At 70.4% G+C, this 19,737-nt stretch carries 19 protein-coding genes and 2 pseudogenes; 11 read left to right on the top strand and 10 right to left on the bottom strand.

Annotation, left to right across the window (positions count from 1 at the left end):
* Positions 1–179: 179 nt before the first annotated feature.
* Positions 180–389 (top strand): hypothetical protein, encoded by a 210-nt coding sequence (locus H4687_RS08115; protein WP_143673346.1) that lies wholly within the window; start codon positions 180–182, stop codon positions 387–389.
* 1,682 nt (positions 390–2,071) lie between these two features.
* On the opposite strand, the pseudogene H4687_RS48445 reads toward H4687_RS08115, so the two are convergent.
* The 4 genes and pseudogenes from H4687_RS48445 to H4687_RS08135 form a co-directional block, all read right to left on the bottom strand.
* Positions 2,072–2,314, bottom strand: a pseudogene (locus H4687_RS48445) (ArsR family transcriptional regulator); the annotation flags it as partial.
* A 6-nt stretch (positions 2,315–2,320) separates the two neighbouring features.
* Entirely contained in the window at positions 2,321–3,181 is an 861-nt protein-coding gene (locus tag H4687_RS08125; RefSeq protein ID WP_006378819.1) for a restriction system modified-DNA reader domain-containing protein, read from the bottom strand.
* A gap of 109 nt (positions 3,182–3,290) precedes the next feature.
* Positions 3,291–4,874, bottom strand: coding sequence for an ATP-binding protein (locus H4687_RS08130; protein WP_225966632.1), 1,584 nt, complete (start codon positions 4,872–4,874; stop codon positions 3,291–3,293).
* A gap of 234 nt (positions 4,875–5,108) precedes the next feature.
* Entirely contained in the window at positions 5,109–5,534 is a 426-nt protein-coding gene (locus H4687_RS08135; protein WP_143673463.1) for a hypothetical protein, read from the bottom strand.
* 63 nt (positions 5,535–5,597) lie between these two features.
* Here H4687_RS08135 and H4687_RS08140 point away from each other — a divergent pair.
* From H4687_RS08140 to H4687_RS08150, 3 genes and pseudogenes are all read left to right on the top strand, one after another.
* Positions 5,598–5,738: pseudogene (locus tag H4687_RS08140) on the top strand (undecaprenyl-diphosphatase); the annotation flags it as partial.
* 135 nt (positions 5,739–5,873) lie between these two features.
* Positions 5,874–6,053: a hypothetical protein gene (locus H4687_RS08145; RefSeq protein WP_005475560.1), complete on the top strand. Its 180-nt coding sequence runs from the start codon at positions 5,874–5,876 to the stop codon at positions 6,051–6,053.
* A 64-nt stretch (positions 6,054–6,117) separates the two neighbouring features.
* Positions 6,118–6,663, top strand: coding sequence for a chloramphenicol phosphotransferase CPT family protein (locus H4687_RS08150; RefSeq protein ID WP_046914348.1), 546 nt, complete (start codon positions 6,118–6,120; stop codon positions 6,661–6,663).
* Between the two features lie 251 nt (positions 6,664–6,914).
* Here H4687_RS08150 and H4687_RS08155 read toward each other — a convergent pair whose 3' ends face one another.
* Positions 6,915–7,655 (bottom strand): SDR family NAD(P)-dependent oxidoreductase, encoded by a 741-nt coding sequence (locus H4687_RS08155; RefSeq protein WP_046919543.1) that lies wholly within the window; start codon positions 7,653–7,655, stop codon positions 6,915–6,917.
* A gap of 248 nt (positions 7,656–7,903) precedes the next feature.
* On the opposite strand from H4687_RS08155, the gene H4687_RS08160 reads away from it, so the two are divergent.
* The 3 genes from H4687_RS08160 to H4687_RS08170 all read left to right on the top strand — a co-directional run bounded on the left by H4687_RS08160 (position 7,904) and on the right by H4687_RS08170 (position 11,227).
* Positions 7,904–8,872: an expansin EXLX1 family cellulose-binding protein gene (locus tag H4687_RS08160; protein ID WP_050398797.1), complete on the top strand. Its 969-nt coding sequence runs from the start codon at positions 7,904–7,906 to the stop codon at positions 8,870–8,872.
* 132 nt (positions 8,873–9,004) lie between these two features.
* Positions 9,005–10,264 (top strand): serine hydrolase domain-containing protein, encoded by a 1,260-nt coding sequence (locus H4687_RS08165; RefSeq protein WP_046915668.1) that lies wholly within the window; start codon positions 9,005–9,007, stop codon positions 10,262–10,264.
* Between the two features lie 129 nt (positions 10,265–10,393).
* Complete coding sequence (locus H4687_RS08170; protein WP_046915669.1) at positions 10,394–11,227, top strand: DUF6585 family protein; 834 nt, start codon at positions 10,394–10,396, stop codon at positions 11,225–11,227.
* Positions 11,228–11,287: 60 nt separating this feature from the next.
* Here H4687_RS08170 and H4687_RS08175 read toward each other — a convergent pair whose 3' ends face one another.
* Complete coding sequence (locus H4687_RS08175; RefSeq protein ID WP_046915670.1) at positions 11,288–11,902, bottom strand: DUF4291 domain-containing protein; 615 nt, start codon at positions 11,900–11,902, stop codon at positions 11,288–11,290.
* Between the two features lie 265 nt (positions 11,903–12,167).
* Between H4687_RS08175 and H4687_RS08180 the strand changes: the two genes are divergently transcribed.
* Together H4687_RS08180 and lnt are read left to right on the top strand one after the other, a co-directional pair.
* On the top strand, positions 12,168–12,662 hold the full coding sequence (locus tag H4687_RS08180; protein ID WP_046915671.1) for a nuclear transport factor 2 family protein: 495 nt from the start codon (positions 12,168–12,170) through the stop codon (positions 12,660–12,662).
* Between the two features lie 193 nt (positions 12,663–12,855).
* Positions 12,856–14,430, top strand: coding sequence for an apolipoprotein N-acyltransferase (gene lnt, locus H4687_RS08185; protein WP_046915672.1), 1,575 nt, complete (start codon positions 12,856–12,858; stop codon positions 14,428–14,430).
* On the opposite strand, the gene H4687_RS08190 is transcribed toward lnt, so the two are convergent.
* Positions 14,376–15,284 carry a Gfo/Idh/MocA family protein gene (locus H4687_RS08190; protein ID WP_046915673.1) on the bottom strand — a complete coding sequence of 303 codons (909 nt, stop codon included), beginning with the start codon at positions 15,282–15,284 and terminating at the stop codon, positions 14,376–14,378. The two genes, lnt and H4687_RS08190, sit on opposite strands and share 55 nt — an antisense overlap.
* A gap of 73 nt (positions 15,285–15,357) precedes the next feature.
* Between H4687_RS08190 and H4687_RS08195 the strand changes: the two genes are divergently transcribed.
* Positions 15,358–15,870, top strand: a complete 513-nt coding sequence (locus tag H4687_RS08195; protein ID WP_046915674.1) for a DinB family protein — start codon at positions 15,358–15,360, stop codon at positions 15,868–15,870.
* A 164-nt stretch (positions 15,871–16,034) separates the two neighbouring features.
* Entirely contained in the window at positions 16,035–16,547 is a 513-nt protein-coding gene (locus H4687_RS08200) for a hypothetical protein (RefSeq protein WP_050398793.1), read from the top strand.
* A gap of 30 nt (positions 16,548–16,577) precedes the next feature.
* Here the strand turns inward: H4687_RS08200 and H4687_RS08205 are convergent, their stop codons facing one another.
* The 3 genes from H4687_RS08205 to H4687_RS08215 all read right to left on the bottom strand — a co-directional run bounded on the left by H4687_RS08205 (position 16,578) and on the right by H4687_RS08215 (position 19,715).
* Entirely contained in the window at positions 16,578–17,159 is a 582-nt protein-coding gene (locus H4687_RS08205) for a hypothetical protein (RefSeq protein ID WP_050398794.1), read from the bottom strand.
* 159 nt (positions 17,160–17,318) lie between these two features.
* Positions 17,319–18,002 carry a uracil-DNA glycosylase gene (locus H4687_RS08210; protein WP_046918160.1) on the bottom strand — a complete coding sequence of 228 codons (684 nt, stop codon included), beginning with the start codon at positions 18,000–18,002 and terminating at the stop codon, positions 17,319–17,321.
* 132 nt (positions 18,003–18,134) lie between these two features.
* The gene (locus H4687_RS08215) at positions 18,135–19,715 is read right to left on the bottom strand and encodes an ABC transporter substrate-binding protein (protein WP_046918170.1); all 1,581 of its coding nucleotides are present in this window, start codon (positions 19,713–19,715) and stop codon (positions 18,135–18,137) included.
* Between the last annotated feature and the right edge of the window lie 22 nt (positions 19,716–19,737).

The raw sequence follows: 19,737 nt of genomic DNA on the forward strand, positions 1-19,737 counted from the left end.
TCCAGGTCAGCGAGGAAGCTGTCGCCACCGGGCAGCATCCCGGCGATGGCCCGGACCGTAGTGCCTGTGGAGCCCCTGAGCCGCCCTCGATGAAGGCGGCGGCCTCCGGGACGTATGCGGTCATCAGTTCCTTGAAGGCACGGGCCGCCTCTTCGCGGTCCAGCAGGTCGTCCATGCTCATGTCCACCGACAGGGGCGTTCGTTCGGCGGGGTCGGCGTCGAACGGAACCGTCCAGGTGTGGCGGCCCGAGCCCACCTCGACGCCGTCGCTGTCGCCGGGCAGGACAACCTCGGCGGCGGTGTTCGACGAGACGAGGGCCGTGACCGTCAGTTCGTGGTTGCCCTTCATCGTGGCAGAGTCCCGCGCCATGGACACGAACTACTGCTGAGCCACCGGCAATTCGCCCACGAGCTGTACCAGGTCGAGCACCGGGTGCTCAGGTTACTCGACGGGTTGCGTTGGTGACCCCGCGCTGGGCCGGATCCGAGAGGGCGGCAACCGCACTGTCGGCCTGGCCTTTCGTCGTACGCGGAAAGACCGCCCGAGATGTCGTCACTGGCGCCAGTCAGGATGCCATTCACCTCGTACCGCGAGGTGAATTCCGTCGACCGGCCCTGCTCGGCCGCCTCCACAGTGCCCCAGGTGTGTCGCCCCCTGAAGCGGGCTTCCAAGACTGCCCCGTTCGCCGCGGGCGCACGGGCGTCTGTCACGCGCGGCAGTGCCGATCTGGACACAGAAGATGTGAACTCCCCCAACTACCTTGCCATGAGCCGGACGTACATGAGCGTCACTCAAGGGTCCTCGCGGATCCATGAACTCTCCGAGGTACCAAGAGCTCCAGTTCGGCATTGGTGCCCGCGAGCCGACCGAGACTGCGCTGATATCGGCGCCAAGGAATGGCAGTTGTGGGGGTGTACCGGATAGCGCGAGAGCACCGGCTGCCGCGCGAGGCGGCGGGGCCTGTGCCACATGGCCCGACCACCGCGCGGCTCCTGGACGGCCCCTGACACGCCCGGCAGGTCGGTCTCGGCCAGGAACCATCAATCCCGGGCCGGCACGCATCAGCCGTCCCGCCTGAAGACATTTCCGCAGGCCGTGATCACGAAAGGCGACCGCCACCAGCAGCGAAGAATCCGCTGGCCAGCCCCCCGCCCCTGGCAGACGACCACCGCCACTCAGTGCCCCGTCAGCGGCTCATCGGCCCTACTGCTCGCCGCGCCACCCCCAGCCGCAAGGCGAATCAGTACACGACCTCGCACCACCCTGACCAGCGGCAATACGCTCCACAACCGAAAACGGTGCGGATTCGACCCGGATTCGCCCCGAGGGCCCCAGACTCCAAAACGAACAGTAGTTGACCTGCAGTGATGCTGATTCTTGCCGCTGTACCGAGCATCCACCGACAGAGGAGTCTCACAATTGAAACTAAGTGGACATTTTTGGGCGATTAGCGCCACGTAGCGAGTAGTCGCACCCGCCGGCGCCACCTCCGGCTCCCCCGAGCGCGAACCGAACAGCAGCACCACCCGGCGCTCCACTCTGGCGACTAGGGGGCTGACAGAACAGGGCTCTGACCAGCCCCTTTACGGAAGTCCTTCCGCCTGACAGAAGACGTCTTGCCGAGCCGATGCAAGCCTCACAACCCTGTTTCCAACCACGGCACGCGGGGCGACGGAGCCCCGCCGACAGAGACGGGAACTGCCATGCCGCACATCACCGCTTTTGCTGGAAACCAGTGGTTCTTGGCGGGAGCGATCAACGAGACGCTCTCGCAGTGATCACTTCCAGGGCCTGCCGCAGGGCGCCCCACCGGTGATCGAGTTCAGCCCGAGCTGGTCGACAAGAAGACACCTCGTACATGTACTTGTGAACCTGTCCGGCGCCTGGATGTCCACTACAGACCGATGCCGGACCACCTTCATCGCCCGGAATGACCGCATCTGCCGCATGTCGGTGGGACGGGAACGACAATACGCGAACCCGAATTCGACCCGGATTCGACCCCAAGTGTTTGTTTATCAATTAAACATAGCCTCTGACCTGCGGAAATACGGGGCGGCAGACGAGTCAGGCTATACGCCGGGTACTGGCCGGGGCGTCCAGCGCCACCAGCAGCCGGGCTCGGGCCCGGCCGACCAGAGCGGTCAGCGCGTCCGGTTGAGGGACGGTCTTTTGTTCGCCCCGCAGGGCGGCGGTGCCGCGGGCAGGGTAGATCAAGGTCCTGGGCCAGGGGTCTTCCAGGTGGGCGGCGATATTCCCGACGAAGACCGAAGGGATCAGCAGGAGACCGTCGCCGGCGAGGCGGACAGTTCCGCCCTGTCACACCGGTGCGGGTGGCGGGAAGTGCGTGGCGCGGAACTCGGCGAGGGTCTGCTCCACACCGGCGATGGTCAGACGCCAGAAATCCCAGCCGTCGATCTTGTTGCTGCCGGTCGCGGCCCTGGCGGCGGTGGTCGGGGTGCGCCAGGGGCGGCCCAGGACGTTGATCTGGCCCTCGTGGTTCAGGACCGCCTGGTGGACCTTCTTCTCGTGCCGGCCCGTGAAGGTGATGCCGGCCTTCAGGTCGTCCGGGTCCAGATGTTCCAGCAGGTCTTGCAGGTCGACTCGGGAGCGTTCCGGGTCGACGGTGGGTGTGGGCGTCGTTGCGGCCGGCGTGGGCGCGGCAGCGGGCCGGTCGCAGGCGCGCTGCAGGGCCAGGGCCATGGCGGCTGCTGAGCTGTATGGCGCCTTGGGCCCCACCTTGTCGTCGATCAGCTGCTGGATGGCGGGATCGTCCCCGTAGCGGGCGAGTACGGTGACCGCCCGCATGAGGCGGCTGCGGAGCGGGACGAGGTGGGAGTCGTTGAGCGCGAGGATCCGTATGGTTTCGTCGGCGCGGCACAGGCCGCGTTTCGCTTCGGCCTGCGAGTAGGGGGTGCTGCTGCGCCGGGCGTAGCCGGCGCTGTCGAAGCCGAGCAGGTCGGGGTCGCTGTGGTGGGCTGGGAGCAGCGGCTGTTCGCGGTCCAGGTCATCGGCTGATGCGCGGGCGCGGGTACCGCCTATGACCGGGAACTGGCTGCCCTTGGCGCGGCCTTCCCGGACACCGTTGTAGCGGGCTCCGCCGCTGTTGCAGTGTCTGCAGGCGATGCCGTAGTTCGACACGTCGCAGGCCAGCCACCAGTGACCCGGGTGGCCGGGCACGTCGCGTACTGGGCACCGAAGATCTCGGCTCCCGCACCGAACCCGTGCTGCTCCGGGAACACGGCCACGGGAGGAAGATCCGGGGGCGCTCCTGGCTGACTCCCGGCCGTCAGGCGCGCAGCAGGGTGACGGTGCGCCCGGAGGGCGTGGTCTGCTGCGAGAAGGCGGTGCGCTCGTGGACCGTGGCTGCTTGCGGGCGGGTGTCGAAGACGACGAGGGTGCCCGTGGACAGCTCCATGCGGTCCAGGTAGTCGTCCAACTGTGCCAGCCCCTCGGCGAGTGGGTCGGTGCGGCCCTGGCGCCACACCTTCAGCTCCAGCGCCTCGCGCTGCACCGCCCGCGAACGGTCGGCAGCGGTGTAGGGCTGGCGGATCAGCAGGTCCACGCGCCGCCGGCCGATCCCGTACTCCCGGTCGATGAAACCCGCCCCGTTCACGATCCGGTGCAGGTAGGCCATCATCACCAGCTGTGCCGCGGCCTCCGGGTAGGTCGAGGCGGTGGCCAGGATCTCGCCGTTCTCCCGCCAGAACTCGGCAAAGGAGCACAGCAGCTTGTCCATGTCGATCCGGCCGTCCGGCAGCCGGAAGCTGCTCGGGGCGGCGACGACCTGGCCCTCCGTGTTGTTCCCCAGGACCCGGACAATGACCTCCTGGTAGATCGGATTGGCCACCCGCACCGGCGCGTCCGGAGCGACCAACCCCAGGTCGCGCACGTACGCCAGATCGTCGTCGTACGTGTCCGTCGGCAGGAGCAGCTCGCCCGCGATCACCGGCTGGATCACCCGCCGTACCCGGTCCTCGCCCAACCTGGCGGCCAGCGAGTCCAGATGCGTCGCACGCGCCAGGATCAGCCGCTCCTTCGCCTCCTCCATGTGCTCGGCCGTGATCGGCGTGTCCGACGGCACTCCCATCTCCTCGACGACCTCCCGGGCCAGCGCGTTGACCAGCCACGGCTGTCCCTGGGTAAAGCCGAAGGCACACTCCAGCGCATCCACCGTGAAATCCTGGCCCGTCTGCGTGGTGTGCTGCCCGTACAGCTCGGCGACCTCGGCCTCGGTGAAGTCGCCCAACCGCAGCGACGCCACCTTGATGTTGAACGGACTCGACGTACCAAGGCGCCCCGGATCCCCGCCCGAGGCCGCCTTGTAGTCACGCACATCCCGCAGCCCGCACAGCACTACCGCATGCGGGAAGCCGCCACGGCTGACGGTGAAGCCATCGCGCAACTGGCGCAGCACACTGCGCAGGCTCTGCCCCCGCAGCGCGTCGATCTCGTCGAAGAACAGCACCAGCGGACGCGGACAGCTCCGCACCCACTCAGCCAGCCCCCGCGTGAGCCGGGACCCGGGCACCGCGTCGGGCCAGGATGCGGGGGGCGCGAGCTCATCAGGAAGCCCAGCGGACTCCGCGGACCGCCGAATCGCCTCCAGCACCAGCAGCTCGGCCTGGCCGTAGTCCTCCCCGGCCACCTCCCCGCTCTCGCACGAGAAGTGCAGCGCCGCGTACCGGCCCGATGCCGTCAGTTCCCGGGCCATCGCCGCCAGCACCGTCGTCTTCCCGGTCTGCCGTGGCGCGTGCACCACGAAGTACTGGCCCTGCTCGATGTACCCGCGGGCCCTGGGCAGCCGCTCCTGGGCCGGCACCATGTAGTGACGCGTGGGGACGCACGGCCCGGCCGTATTGAAGTAGCGCATACCGCGCACGCTAGCCGACGGCACCGACAACCTGAGGCGACCGTGCACCCGACCACCGGCTACACCGCCCCGTACGGGCACGAGTGCCAGAGCAGCGGTGCCCCGGTGCGGGGATCACCCGGCGGGCAGACGCAGAAACGCGGCCAGCGCCCGCCGGAGTGCGGTGACCGCTGGAGCGCCTCCGGCGACCGCCAGGGCATGCAGGTCACTGCCGCACAGATCTTCGCTTGCCGATCAGCTCATCCGGGGCACGTTGTCGTCCTCATCGTCCCAGTCGGTCTCATGCATCCTGCCCTTGCCGAAAATCTCATCCGGGCTGTTGAGCGACCGGGGCACGCACTGCGGCCAGGGCCTTGTCGGACAGTTTGGCCGCGGGTCAGGGGCCAGTTCCCCGCAACCGCGTACGCCGGAAAGCGGCTGTACCTGCTTCGTCACGGCGGCAAGGAGTGGCTGGACGAAGATCGACACAGTCGCATCGCCGTGGAGAAGCGCATGGGCCGCGAGGTCGCCGGCGTGGATGGTCTCTACTCGCACGTTGCCCTGGCCATGGAGCAGGAGATTGCAGGTTCGCTGCAAACCGGAGACTGCAGGTTCGCTGCACACCAGGTGGCTGCGTTTCGTGGCCAGCGAAGGAGAGCACTGGAAGGTGCCGTCTCCCACTGCTCTCACATTCGATCTTGAAAGTGGTGGAAAACCGCAGGTCAAGTCGGGTGGAGCAAAGTCGTCATAAACTTGTGTATGAAGTTCATCTCCACCAAGAGCTTCATGCCGTTCGTCTGGTACCGCATCGCGCTCGGCATCGTGATCGTCGTCCTGGTGTCGATGGGCGTGCTGAGCCCGCACGCGGGCGAGTCGGCGGGCTGAGGCGGGCCGAGGCGGGCTGATCCGCGCCGGCATGATCGGACCGTTCCGCCCCAACTCCCTTCCGTGACCAACCACATACGACATCCGTAGCCGCCCCGTAGCGCACTGTCAGTCGGGGCGCCTACTCTTGTCGACATGTCCCCCGATCCCCTTGTCCGTGGTTCCGTGCGGTCCGCCGACGACCTGAACGACCGGATCCGAGCGCTGTGGCGGCGCGCCGGCGGGTCGCTGTCGGCCCAGGAGCGGGCGGAGTACGAGCTGTTGGTCGCGGAGTGGGCCGCGGCGATACGCGCGGACGTCGTCGAAGCCGCGTGAACCCGCACGGCGAGCCCCGGCCGACGCCGCCGGGGCCGGCGAGCCGGAGGGCGGCACCGGCGGCCTGATCATCTTCCTGAACGGCACGTCCAGTTCGGGCAAGTCGAGCATCGCGGCGGAACTGCTCCGCGTCCTCGACGAACCGTCCTTCCACATCCCGGTCGACGCGTTCCACGCCATGCGGACCGGACGGGAGATACCCCCCGAACGGCTCGCCGGCGTGCTGCACGACACCTGGCGGGGCTACCACCGCGCGATCGCCGGCATGGCCGCCGCGGGCAACCTGGTCGTCATGGACCACGTCCTGAGCGCGGAATGGCGCCTGCGGGACTGCCTCGACCTCTTCGTGCCGCAGGACGTGGTGTTCGTCGGGGTGCACTGTCCCCGCGCCGAACTGGAACGCCGCGAGCGGCAGCGGGGCGACCGGCCCCCGGGACTGGCCGCGCGGCAGCTGGCCCAGGTCCACGCGCACGGCCTCTACGACGTCGAGTGCGACACGAGCCGGGCGGATCCGCCACAATGCGCGGCCCGCATCAAGGACTTCCTGTCCGCCAGACCGACACCGACCGCGTTCCAACGCCTACGCGACGAACAGGACGCCGCCGGCTGACCGGACCCCGGACCAGGGGCGCGGGGAACTGCGCGAGCAACCACCCACAACCGGCAGTCGACCGACAACCCAACCCGCACGGCCCGCATCAGCGGCCACCCGCCGGACGGACACTTCCCGACATGCCATGCCACACCAGGGGCGCGGGGAACTGCGCGAGCAACCACCCACAACCGGCAGTCGACCGACAACCCGGGCCTACCCCCACGACCCGCTGGCCGACCGCGGCCCCACCCCACCCCCGCGCCGCGTCAGCGACCGCCCGACACCCGCAGCACCGCACCCGTGGTGTACGACGCCTCCGGGGACATGAGCCAGGCGATGGCCGAGGCGATCTCGTCGGCGCGGCCGGGGCGCCGCAGCGGTACGGACGCGGCGATACGGTCGGCGCGCTCCGGGTCCCCCATCCGCGCGTGGATCTCCGTGTCGATCACCCCGGGCGCCACCGCGTTGACCCGGATCCCGTCCGGCCCGAGTTCCTTCGCGAGCCCCGTCGTCAGCGCGTCGACCGCGGCCTTGGTCGCCGCGTAGTGGACGTACTCGCCGGGGCTGCCCAGCGTGGCCGCCGCCGAGGACACGTTCACGATGACGCCGCCCCCCGCGGCCGCCATCACCTTGGCCGCCCGCCGCGAACACAGCAGCACGCCGAGGAGGTTGACCTCGACCACCCGCCGCAGCACCTCCGTGTCGGTGTCCGCCAGCCTCCCGAACGGGCCGGTCACCCCGGCGTTGTTGACCAGCCCCGTCACCGGTCCGATCCGGTCGGCCGCCGTCTCGAACAGGCGGTCCACGTCGGCCTCCACCGAGGTGTCCGCCCTGACCGTGACACAGCGCGCCCCGTTCGCCCGCGCCCCCGTCGCGATCCACTCGGCGGCCGCCCCGTCGTGCACATAGCCCACGACCACGTCGTGCCCGTCCGCCGCGAGCCGCAGGCAGGTCGCGGCGCCGATCCCCCGGCTCCCACCCGTGACCACCGTGACCGGTCGTGACATCCCAACCCCCCTGAAGCGAACGTGGTCCACGCGGTCGCGCGGCCACCGAAGACCCGGCGATCGATCATCCTACGATCGCCGCCCGCGCGGTGGCTCACACCGAGGGCAACCATTCCGGCCCCGGCGGCAACCCAGGAGTGGAAGGCTCCTCCACACGAGCCCCACACACATCACACTTTCCCCCGAATCACACCATTCCGGACCCACTCCCTCTCCCCGAACCACGCACGGAACCGAAGGATTTGAACGTGGCAGCCCGTTCCCATCGCTCCTCCCCCCGGCCCAAGCGGCGCACCGCCCTCATATCCGTCGCCGCTGTCGCGGCCGCCGGACTCGCCGCGTCGCTCGTCATCGCCTTCGGCCCCGACCGCGGAAGCGACACCGAGGCCGCCGAGAAAGTCGGCGCAGCACCCGTCGCCACCGCCTCCGAGGCGACCGCCCCCTCTTCCGAGGCACCGAAGCGGAAGCCCTCCGCCACGCCCTCGAAGTCCCCGTCCCCGTCGCCCTCGAAGTCCGGACCCACCCGGTCGGCGACTCCGACCACCGAGCCCACCCCGCGGTCACCCGCAGCCACCCGGCAGGGCGGATCCGCCTCGGGACAGCTGGCCGGGCGGATCCGCCCCGGGGTCGAGTACCAGGGGATCGCGACCTTCTACGACTCCGACGGCAGCGGAGCCTGCTCGTACGACCCCAGTGACGACGTCATGACGGCGGCGATGAACACGACCGACTACGAGGTCTCCAAGGCCTGCGGGGCCTACGTCCGCGTCCGCGCGGCAGGCGGCGCAGCCATCACCGTCCGGATCACCAACGAGTGCCCGGCGCCCTGCAAACCAGGCCAACTCGACCTCAGCGCACAGGCCTTCGCCAAGCTGGCCACCCCCTCCCAGGGCCAGATCCCGATCACCTGGAGTCTGGTCAGCCCGGACACCTCCGAGCGGATCTCGATCCGGTACAAGACGGGTTCCAGCCAGTACTGGTGCGCCATCCAGGTGATCGGTCACCGCAACCCGGTGGCCCGGCTGGAGGTCCGCGCCGGCGGGGCCTGGACCCGACTGCCCCGCACCGAGTACAACTACTTCCTCTCCGAGCAGGGCGGCGGGTGCGGTGGCGCGCTCAGGATCACCGACATCTACGGGGAGCAGCTGACCGTCGACGGGCCGGCGGTACGGCCGAACATCGTGCAGCCCACCGGGGTGCAGTTCACCGCGCGCTGACCCCACCGTCCTTCTCCCGCGCCGCGAACGGCTCGCGGGGCCGATCGGCCGGACAGCGCAAGCTCGCGCGCGAGCGACCGTGGTCCGGCCGATCCTGAGGGTGCCCTGCCCGCCGATCCTCCCGGGACCCTCATGTCACTCACCCCTGCTTGCCGCCCGCACAGCCGTACGCGCACCCGTACCCGAACCCGTACGGGTCCTCGCTCCCGCCGCGGTCTGCGCCTGTCCCTCGTCGCTCTGCTCGGCGCGTCCTGCCTGGGTGGCCTGCTCCTGGCCCCCGCGGCGGGCGCCGCCGGCGACACCCTCCCGGGGCACGGCTCCGGCGGGAGCGAGCAGACCCTGCAACAGCAGCTCGACGAACTGGTCGGCGCTCCCGGAGGGCCGCCAGGTGTGATCGTCGTACTGCAACGGGACCGTACGTCACGCGTCCTGCGCGCCGGGGTCGCCGATCTGGAGACCGGCCGTCCGATCGAGCCCACCGACCACATGCGGATCGCCAGTACGGCGAAGGCGTTCAGCGGAGCCGTGGCACTGAGCCTGGTGCAGCGGGGCGCGCTCGGCCTCGACAGCACCATCGGCCGCACCCTGCCCCGGCTGCCGCGCGCCTGGCGGTCGGTCACGTTGCGGCAGTTGCTGAACCACACCAGTGGCCTGCCGGACTACACCGAGGACCCGGAGTTCCTGGAACTGCTCCTCGCGGACCCGCGCCGTACCTTCGACCCGCGCCGGCTGCTGGACTTCGTCGCGGACGAACCGCTGCGCTTTCGCCCCGGCTCCCGGTACCGGTACTCCAACTCCGACAACATCGCCGTCGCCCTGATGGCGGAGGCGGTGACCCGCCGGCCGTACGAGGAGCTGCTGAGCCGACTCGTGTACCGGCCGCTCGGCCTGACCGACACCAGCCTGCCGCTGGGTTACGAGATGCCGGAGCCGTACATGCACGGCTACGCCGTCGAGCCGCCCGCGCCGCCGGAGGACGTCAGTGAAGCGCTGAGCGCGTCCGGTGTCTGGGCCTCGGGCGGGATCGTCTCCACCCCGCGTGACCTGACCCGGTTCATCCGCGGCTACGCCGCCGGGGAGCTGACGTCGAGATCCGTTCTGCGCGAGCAGCGCCGCTGGATCGAGGGGGCGTCCGAACCGGCCGGCCCGGGCCGCAACAGAGCGGGACTCGCCCTCTTCCGATACGACACCCGCTGCGGGGTGGTGCTGGGTCACACCGGGAACTTCCCCGGCTACACCCAGCTGATCGCCGCGACCCCCGACGGCCGCAGATCCCTCACCTTCTCGCTCACCACCCAGGTGAACAGGACACTCGACCCCGGACTCCTGGAGCGGCTCCGCGCGGTCGAGGAGAACGCGGTCTGCGAACTGCTCGGCCGAAGAGGCGACTGACCCTCCCGACAGAGCCGAGACGTCTACCGCTTTTCAGCCAGGCGCCGTAGCATCCCGAGGATGTTCGCATCGTCAACTCGACTTGCACACAAGCCTGTTGAGGGCGAGTGACGCGTGGGGGGAGTTGCGATGGTGGCCCGGAACCTCTGGGACGAGATCCCGTCGACAGTGCCGGCTGCGGCGGCGGAGCGACAGCTCGGGGACGGACGATACGCCTTCCGCGCACGGACGAGTGCGGTGTCCTGGTGGGGGTTCTTCATGCTCCTCCTGGTCACCGCGTTCTGCGTGATGATGGTCTTCGTCATCAGCGGGGAGAGCGAGTGGACCAACGCGATCCTCTTCATCGTCCTCGGCGGATGCACCTTCCTCGGGGCGATCGCCGTTTCGCTGGCCGCACTGTTCAGACCCGTCACCTGGTGTGCCGTGTTCGCGCAGGGGGTGGTCTACCAGTACGGTTCGCGGCCACCTATCGCCTGCTCCTGGGACGAGATCACCGGATGCCAGCGCCATGCGACGCAGCACGAACGCAACGGGGTCACCGTGTCGACCACGCACTCCGTGTACGTCCAGACGCCGGCCGGCAACTTCATGGTGTCGGGCGACACACCCGAGGCGCAGCACCTGGGCACCCTCGTCTCGGACGGCTGGCTCGCGGTACAGAGCCAGGGCGCGGAGGAGGACGCGAGGGCGCGACTGGCCGAACTCGGCACGCTGTTGGAGACCGGGGGACGGGCGGCGTTCGGCCCCTTCACGGTGAGCCTGGCCGGGCTGGAGCACGCCGGCCGGGTCCTGCCCTGGGAGAAGATCAGCGAAGTCGATCTGATGGGGTCGACCATCCACGTCCTGGTCACCGGTGAGCGCAAACCGGCGGCGCGGGAACCGGTCTCCGACGTGGCGGACAGCGTCCTGTTCCTCACCGTCGCGGACGCCCTGCGGCGATCGGCGCGGCAACCGGCGCAGTGAGCGGTCCCCCGCCACGCACAACCGCCGCCCGTCAGAACCACGCTCGCTCCGCGGATCCCGTCACCGCAGATGACCCAGCGCATCCTCCGCCACCGGATACGGCCGCTCCACCGGCAACAACGCGGCCGCCCGGTCCGGTTCCCCCGCACGCACATGACCGTGCACCTCCCGGGCGAGCGGCGTCACGTCCTCGATCCCGACGATCCACTCGTCCGCGTACCTCACCGCCGCCTCGCCCGTCAGCCCCAGCTGGAGGGACCGGTGCGGCAGCGGGTTGAGGTGCAGATCCCGCTCCGGGTCCCACTGCACCCGCGCCGACGACCGCCTCAACCGGCGCTTCCACTCCGCCTGATCGCCGTGCAACTCGGGCACGTAGTGCGAGAGACAGGAGTGCCGCAGCACCCATGCGAACCCCTCACGGGTGATCTCCACGGCCAACACGGTCTCCTGCCCCTCCTTGGTGCCCCAGCCGCAGCGGTACATCATCCACAGGAAGGAGGGCTTGATCCAGGTCATCCGGTCCCGCTTCCACTCGGCCGGAAAACGACCGTGGCGTGCCGCCGGGCCGCCGATCCGCGGGCTGTACGCCTGGTAGACGGTGACCGTGTCGGCGGTGTGCCGGGCACGGATACGGAACTTGGGCTCGCTCTCCGCGAGGTGGTCACTTTCCTTCATGCGACCAGGCTCGATCACGGTCGCGTCCGGGGCCACCGAATATCGACGGCCCGGAGCCGTGCCGTACTCGGCGCCTCGCCGTACGGCAGTGAGTCCCGCCGTACGGCCGCGAGTCCCCCCGTCCGGCCATGAACCGTGCCGTACGGCCATGCACCGTGCCGTACGGCTCCTCCCGCTTCCGCCGCCCGTCCCCGATCCCTGACATATCCCCCATTCGCGCGCACGCCCCTTGGCGTGGCGCGTCTCCTGCCCCAACACTGAGCCGATGACGCAGCGCGTGGAACTCGCGACCGTGATGGACCGACTCGCCGTCGACGGCCTGATCACCGAGTACGCGGTGGCGGTGGACGACGGCGACTGGACGGCCTATCGGGAACTGTTCGCACCGGAGGGACGCGCGGACTACCGCTCGGCCGGCGGGATCGAGGGCGACGCCGCGCAGGTGGCCGGGTGGCTGGCCCGGAGCATGGAGCTCTTCCCGATGCGGCAGCATCTGATCGTCAACCGCCGGGTGCGCTTCGGGTATCTGGAGCAGGACACCGGCGACACCGCCCAGATCCAGGCGGACTACATCAACCCGATGCGTTTCGCCGGAGGCGACGGCGGCTCCACCGCGCCCGACTTCGTGTGCGGTGGCCGCTACGCGTTCACCGTGACCCGCACCCCCGACGGCTGGCGCCTGCGCGAGGTCCTCGTCCAGGAGAAATGGCGCCGCGCCCCGGAGGGCCTCACCCCCGCCCAGCGGCCTTCCCCGGCCTGAGCGCACCCCGGCCCGACCAGCGGCGGGGCGGGGCCGAAGCTCCGCCACTCGGCCCAACCGCCTTGCCCTCCCCGGCCGCCCGACCATCGCACCCGTACCGAGCGCACCACCCCGCCCCGCCCACGCCCCCTGTCGGAGATCGTCCCCGGCGCGCACACTGGAGGGACGCTCAGTGGCGGGAGGGAGGCACTGTATGAGGACGCCGGACTGGGTCGCCTCCCCGTGGCGGCGGCGGTCGGCCGTCGTCGTGGCGGGTGCTCTGCCCGTGCTCGCCTTCCCGGCGCCGGGCCTGTGGTGGGCGGCCTACGCGGCGCTGGTGCCGTGGATCCTGCTGATCCGCACGGCCCCGACCGGGCGCCGGGCGGCGTACGACGGCTGGCTCGGCGGCTTCGCGTTCATGCTCGCGATGCACCACTGGCTGCTGCCGAACCTCCACGTCTTCACCTTCCTCATCGCCGGCCTGCTCGGCGCGTTATGGGCGCCCTGGGCATGGCTGACGCGCCGGTTCCTGGCCGGTACGCCCTCGCCGGGGCGGGTCGCCGCCGCGCTGCTGGTCGTGCCGTCGGGCTGGCTGATGATCGAACTCGTCCGGTCCTGGCAGGGCCTGGGCGGGCCGTGGGGCCTGCTGGGGTCCAGTCAGTGGCAGGCGGAGCCGGCGCTGCGGCTGGCCTCGGTCGGCGGGGTCTGGCTGCTCAGCTTCCTGGTCGTGACCGTCAACGTCGCGGTGGCCGTACTGGTCGCGGTGCGCGCCTCCCGGGCGCCGGCGCTCGCCGGGCTCGTCTCCGCGGCCGTCGCGACGTCGGCGGTGTGGCTGTGGTCGCCGCGACCCGACGTGCGGGGCGATGTGCGCGTCGCCGTCGTCCAGCCCGGTGTGACCGACGGCCCCGACGCCCGGTTCGCCCGTGAGGAGGCGCTCACCCGGCGGCTCGCCGGGCAGGACGTAGACCTGATCGTGTGGGGCGAGAGCAGTGTCGGTCACGACCTGGCCGACCGCCCGGATCTGTCCGACCGGATCGCCGCGCTGGCCCGTGCCACGGACACCGACATCCTCGTGAACGTCGACGCCCGCCGCTCCGACCGCCCCGGCATCTACAAGAGTTCGGTGCTCGTCGGCCCTGACGGCCCCACCGGCGACCGGTACGACAAGATGCGTCTCGTGCCCTTCGGTGAGTACATCCCGATGCGCTCACTGCTCGGCTGGGCCACCTCGGTCGGCGAGGCGGCCGGCGAGGACCGCCGCCGCGGCACCGAGCAGGTCGTGTTCGACGCTGGGAAGGGGCTGCGGATCGGCCCCATGGTCTGCTTCGAGTCCGCGTTCCCGGACATGAGCCGCCATCTCGCCCGGGACGGCGCCCAGTTGCTGCTCGCGCAGTCGGCGACCTCGTCGTTCCAGCAGAGCTGGGCGCCCGAACAGCACGCCTCGCTGGCCGCGCTGCGGGCCGCCGAGACCGGCCGCCCCATGGTCCACGCGACGCTCACCGGCGTCTCGGCGGTGTACGGCCCGGACGGCGCGCGGGTGGGCGGGTGGCTGGGCACGGACGAGAGCCGGGCGGCGGTGTACGAGGTGCCGCTGGCCGACGGTACGACGCCGTACGTCCGCTTCGGCGACTGGCCGGTCCACGCGGCGCTGCTGGTCCTGGTCGTGTGGGGCGTCTTCGAGGGCGTACGGGCCATGCGGCTGAGGCGGGGGACGGGGCCTCGGCCGCCAGTGAATCAGGCGGCGGACCGGTCCTCGACCGCCCGTACCACCCGCTCGCACAGTTCATGAGTCGCCAGCGCGTCCCGGGCGCTGAGCACCCTGCCCGCGCTCACGGCGTCGAGGAAGGCGAGGACGGCCTGCTCGACGCCGCGCTGCCGGGCCACGGGCACCCAGTCGCCGCGCCGCCGCACGGACGGCTGCCCCTTGTGGTCGACGACCTCGGCGAGGTTCAGCACCTGCCGCTTGGTGTCCTGCCCGGAGACTTCGAGGATCTCCTCCGCCGAACCACTGAGCCGGTTCATCACGCCCAGTGCGGTGAACCCGGCCCCGGAGAGCTGCAGCACCACGTGGTGCAGCAGCCCGCCCTCGGTGCGGGCACGCACGGTCACGTCCTCGATCTCCCCCGGCACCAGGAACCGCAAGGTGTCGACGACATGGATGAAGTCGTCCAGGATCATCAGACGCGGCAGTTCGGGCAGACCGATGCGGTTCTTCTGCATGATGATCAACTCGCGCGGATGGTCGGCACATTGGGCGTACCCGGGCGCGTACCGCCGGTTGAAGCCCACGGCGAGCCCCACGTTCCGCTCCTCCGCGAGCCGCACGAGCCGTTCGGAGGCGGCGAGTTCGTACGCGAGCGGCTTGTCGACGTACGTCGGCACACCCGCCTCGATCAGCCGCTCCACGATCTCGGGGTGGACCGCGGTCGGCGCGTGCACGAAGGCCGCGTCCAGGCCCTGGGCGAGCAGCGCGTCGAGATCGGTGTGCCGCCGGCCCTCCGGGACGCGCAGGACGTCGGCGACTCGGGTGAGTGTGGCGGGCGTCCGCGTCTGCAGATGGAGTTCGAGCCCCGGTTGGGTGCCGAGCACCGGCAGATACGCCTTCTGCGCGATGTCGCCGAGCCCGATGCAGCCGACCTTCACTGGGGTCTCCCGTCCTCGGTGTGCCGTCCTCTTGCCTCGTCGGCAGCATACGGGGACTGCCAGGATGTCCGGCATGACCATCCAGCGCACCGAACCCTCCCTCACCGCCGACGAACGGACCATGCTCGAAGGCTGGCTCGACTACCACCGCGAGACTCTGGCGATCAAGTGCGCGGGCCTGGACGACGCCCGGTTGCGAACCGCCTCGGTTCCGCCCTCGGAGCTGTCCCTGCTGGGGCTCGTACGGCACATGGCCGAGGTCGAACGCATCTGGTTCCGCAAGGTGCTCGTGGACGACGACCAGGGACCCCTCTACTTCAGCGAGGAGGACCCGGACGGGGAGTTCCATCTGACGGAGGAGGACACCTGGGAGGAGGCCCACGGCACCTGGCAGGCGGAGATCGCGGTCGCCCGTCGCAACGCGGAGGGCTTCGCCCTGACCGATGTCGCCAAGGCCGTGCACCGTCGGACGGGCCAGGCACCCAGCCTGCGGTGGATCTACACCCACATGATCGAGGAGTACGCCCGCCACAACGGCCACGCCGACCTGCTCCGAGAGCGCCTCGACGGGACCACCGGATACTGAGCGAACCCTGACGCCGGGCGCCGGCCGGGGCGGGTGTGCGGGCCGGTCGCACGGATGCCGGGCGAGGCACATCACGTCGTCGTCGGTCCCCGGCGTCACCCGTGTGGGGGCATCATCCGCTTGATCCTTCCCCAAGGCGGCCCGGAAGCAGCAGAGTTGCGCGCGTGCATCGACCGACCACCACCGCAACCGCAACGCTCCTGGTCACCGTGGCCGTCTCGGCCCTCACCGGCTGTGTGACCGCGCAACACCCGCCCTCGCCGCAGGCGCCGGCCCTGCCGTCCGGGCCGTCCGAGCCCCGCCCGGACGGCACCGGCGCGACGCGGATCGTGGAGGCGCCGGCGCGGGAGGCGCTGGCGCTGATCGGCCCGCCCCGGGATTCCCCACCGAGCCCGTCCGAGGCACCGGAGCCCGCCGCGCCTGCCCCCGCCACCCCCACGCCCACGACCGACGCGCCGCCTCCCGCGCCACCACCCCGGGAGAGGCGCCAGGCTCCCCCCGAGCGGTACGGACCGCCCCCCGGGTCCCGGCCTCAGGTCGAGATCCCGCCGCTCCCCGAGAACCTCCCGACCGGGCCGCCCGGGAACTCCGACGTGTGCGCACTCGGCCACAAGTACGGCGGCTGGGGAAGGGACACGCCCCAGGCGGCCATCTGCAAGGACGTCTACGGCCGTTGAGGCGCCCTCGACGGGAGCACCCTCCTGGCGTCAGGGCCGCTGTCTCGGCGGCCCCGGCGTGTCCCCTCCACCGGGGCCCGCCTCGTCGAGCCGGGTCTCCAGCCGGCCCAGGGCGGTGCGGACGCCGTCGCCGTGACCGCCGTCCTCCAGCGCGGCCAGCGCGGCCCGGGCCAGCCGCAGATGGCTGCGGGCCGCGTCGGGGCGGCCCAGTCTGGCGTAGTCGGCGGCGAGGTTGAGGTGGAGCGAGGGGTAGAAGGCGCGCACCGCGAGTTCGTCGTGGTGCTCCCGGGGGCGGCCCGCGGAGTGGTCCGCTTGGTGGTGCGCAGGGTGGTCGGTGGCGTGCTCCGCCGAGCGGCCGTCGGACAGCTCGTCGGCCGCCGACAGCGCCCTGAGGTCCCAGGCCAGCTCGGTGTCCGGATCGTCCTGGGTGTCGGCCATGTAGTGCGCCAGCGTGCAGCGGTGGAGCGGGGTGCCGTCCTCGCCGATCTCCGCCCAGAGCTGGAGCAGACGGTGCCGGGCCTCCTCGCGGTCACCCCCGTGGTGCAGCATGACGGCCTGCCCGATCCGGGTCATCAGGGCGTCCGGTGCCACCTGCTCCTGTCGCTCCACCACCGCGTCCTCCGCACTCGTCGCCCCCTGTCCCGCCTGTCCCTCCCGACGCTAACGGCAGGCACCGGCAAACCCGGTCAGGCAGCCCCGTACGGCCGCGGGGGCGCCCCGGCGGCCGTACGGCGGACAGCCGGACAGGCGGGTGAGGGCGGGCGAGCCGCGTCAGCCGATGTCGGGGATCGTCCAGTCGATCGGCTCGTGGCCCTGCCGGGCGACGGCCTCGTTGATCTGCGTGAACGGCTGCGAGCCGAAGAACTTCTTGGCCGACAGCGGCGAGGGGTGGGCGCCCTTCACCACCACGTGGCGCTCCTCGTCGATCAGCGGCAGCTTCTTCTGCGCGTAGTTGCCCCAGAGCACGAAGACCGCCGGGTCGGGCCGGTCGGCGACGGCGCGGATCACGGCGTCGGTGAACCTCTCCCAGCCCTTGCCCTTGTGCGAGTTGGCCTCGCCGGAGCGGACCGTGAGCACCGCGTTGAGCAGCAGCACGCCCTGCTGGGCCCAGGGCAGCAGATAGCCGTTGTCCGGGATGGGGGTGCCCAGTTCGGCCTGCATCTCCTTGTAGATGTTCCGCAGGGAGGGCGGGGTCTTCACCCCGGGCCGCACGGAGAAGCACAGGCCGTGGCCCTGGCCCTCGCCGTGGTACGGGTCCTGGCCGAGGACGAGGACCTTCACGCTCTCGTACGGCGTGGCGTCGAGTGCGGCGAAGACCTCCTCACGGGGAGGGTAGACGGGACCCCTGGCGCGCTCCTCCTCGACGAACTCGGTGAGTTCCTTGAAGTAGGGCTGCTGCAGCTCGTCCCCCAGGACCCCGCGCCAGGACTCGGGCAGCATGGCGATGTCGGTCACGTCAACGTCCTCCGGTGTGCGCTCACTTCACGGCCGCGCAGCACGCGGCCATGGGCAGCCGCGCGAGGCGCGGCCGCCGTCAGAGCACAGAACCTACAGGCGCCCACTGACAACGGGACCCGGCACCCGGAATTACCAGCTGGTCTTCCAGGACAGCTGCCACATGGCCATCATCGTCGCGGGGTCGATGACGTTCTCCAGGCCGGCGATCTCCTCGTTCGCGGCCGTGTACGCCTTGCCCTGCCACAGCGGGATCAGGCGGGCGTCGTCCACGAGGATCTGCTGGGCCTCCTCGAACTCCTTGGAGACGGCCCCGCGGTCGCTCTCGGCACGCGACTCGGGGAGCAGCTTGTCCGTGATCTCGGGGGACTTGTACGGGGTGCCGAGCGCGTTCTGCTCGCCCACGAAGGGGGCGATGAAGTTGTCGGCGTCGTTGAAGTCGGGGTTCCAGCCACGCCCGAAGATGGGGTACTCGCCCTTCTGGTAGCCCTCGGAGTAGGTCTTCCAGGGCCGGCTCTTGAGCGTGACCGAGAACAGGCCTGACGCCTCCAGCTGCCGCTTCAGCTCCTCGAAGGCGGGCTTGGTCTGGGAGCCGTACCGGTCCGAGGTGTACCAGAGCGTGAGAGGAACCGTTTCGGTGATGCCCGCCTCGGTGAGGATGGACTTCGCCTTGGTCGCGCTGGGGTTGCCGTAGTCGTCGAAGAAGCCCGTCGTGTGGCCCACCAGGCCCCTGGGGATCATGGAGTACAGCGGCTCGACGGTGTCCTTGTAGATGTTGTGGGCGAGTGCCGGCCGGTCGAGGACCTGGGCGATCGCCTTGCGGACCGCGGGGTTCTTCGCCCACGGGTCCTTGGGGTTGAACACCAGGTAGCTGATCTCGGTGGTGGGGCTCTCCACGATCTGGAGGTTCTCGCTGTCGTGGTTGGCCTGGATGTCCACGATGTCCGAGGCGCCGAGACCCCGGTAGATGACCGAGATCTTCTTGTCCTTGAGTGCCTTGACCATCTGGTCCGACTGCTGGAAGTACTCGATGGTCACAGCGGAGTTCTTGCGGTCCGCGAGGCCCTTGTAGTTCTCGTTGCCGACCAGCTCGGCCTTCTTGCCGTCCTCGTAGGAGTCGAGGTCGTAGGGGCCTGAGCCGGTGATCTCGGTGCCCTCACGGAGCTTGTCCGCGGGATACTCCGCCGGGTCCACGATCGACATGGCGGGCGTGGTGAGCACGAGCGGGAAGGTCGCGTCGGGCTGGCTGAGGTGGAAGACGACCTCGCGGTCGCCCTTGACCTGCACCCGGGAGAGCGTGGTCAGCAGGCCCGCGGGACCACCGTTGACGTTGATCTTCTTGATCCGGTCGAACGAGTACTTGACGGCCTTCGCGTCCAGCGTGTGCCCGTTGGAGAACTTCAGGCCCTCGCGCAGTGTGCAGCTGTACACGGTGCTGGAGCTGTCCGTGAACTCGCAGGCCTCGGCGGCGTCCGGCTCGGGCTCGGACCCGCCGGGCGCGTAGCCGAGCAGGGGCTGGAAGACGTTGCGCATCAGCTCCCAGGAGCTGTCCCAGGCCGCGGCCGGGTCCAGGGTGCTCGGCGTGCTGGTGGTCCCCACCACGATGGGGTCCGCGTCGTCCGAGGCGTCCGAGGAGAACACACCACACCCGGTCACCATGGATATGGACGCGATCACCGCGAGTGGCGGCAAGTATCGGTTCCGGTTGAACACGCGCATGCTCCTCGAAATGCCG

The organism is Streptomyces stelliscabiei (assembly GCF_014873495.1).
GTDB classification, from domain to species: domain Bacteria; phylum Actinomycetota; class Actinomycetes; order Streptomycetales; family Streptomycetaceae; genus Streptomyces; species Streptomyces bottropensis.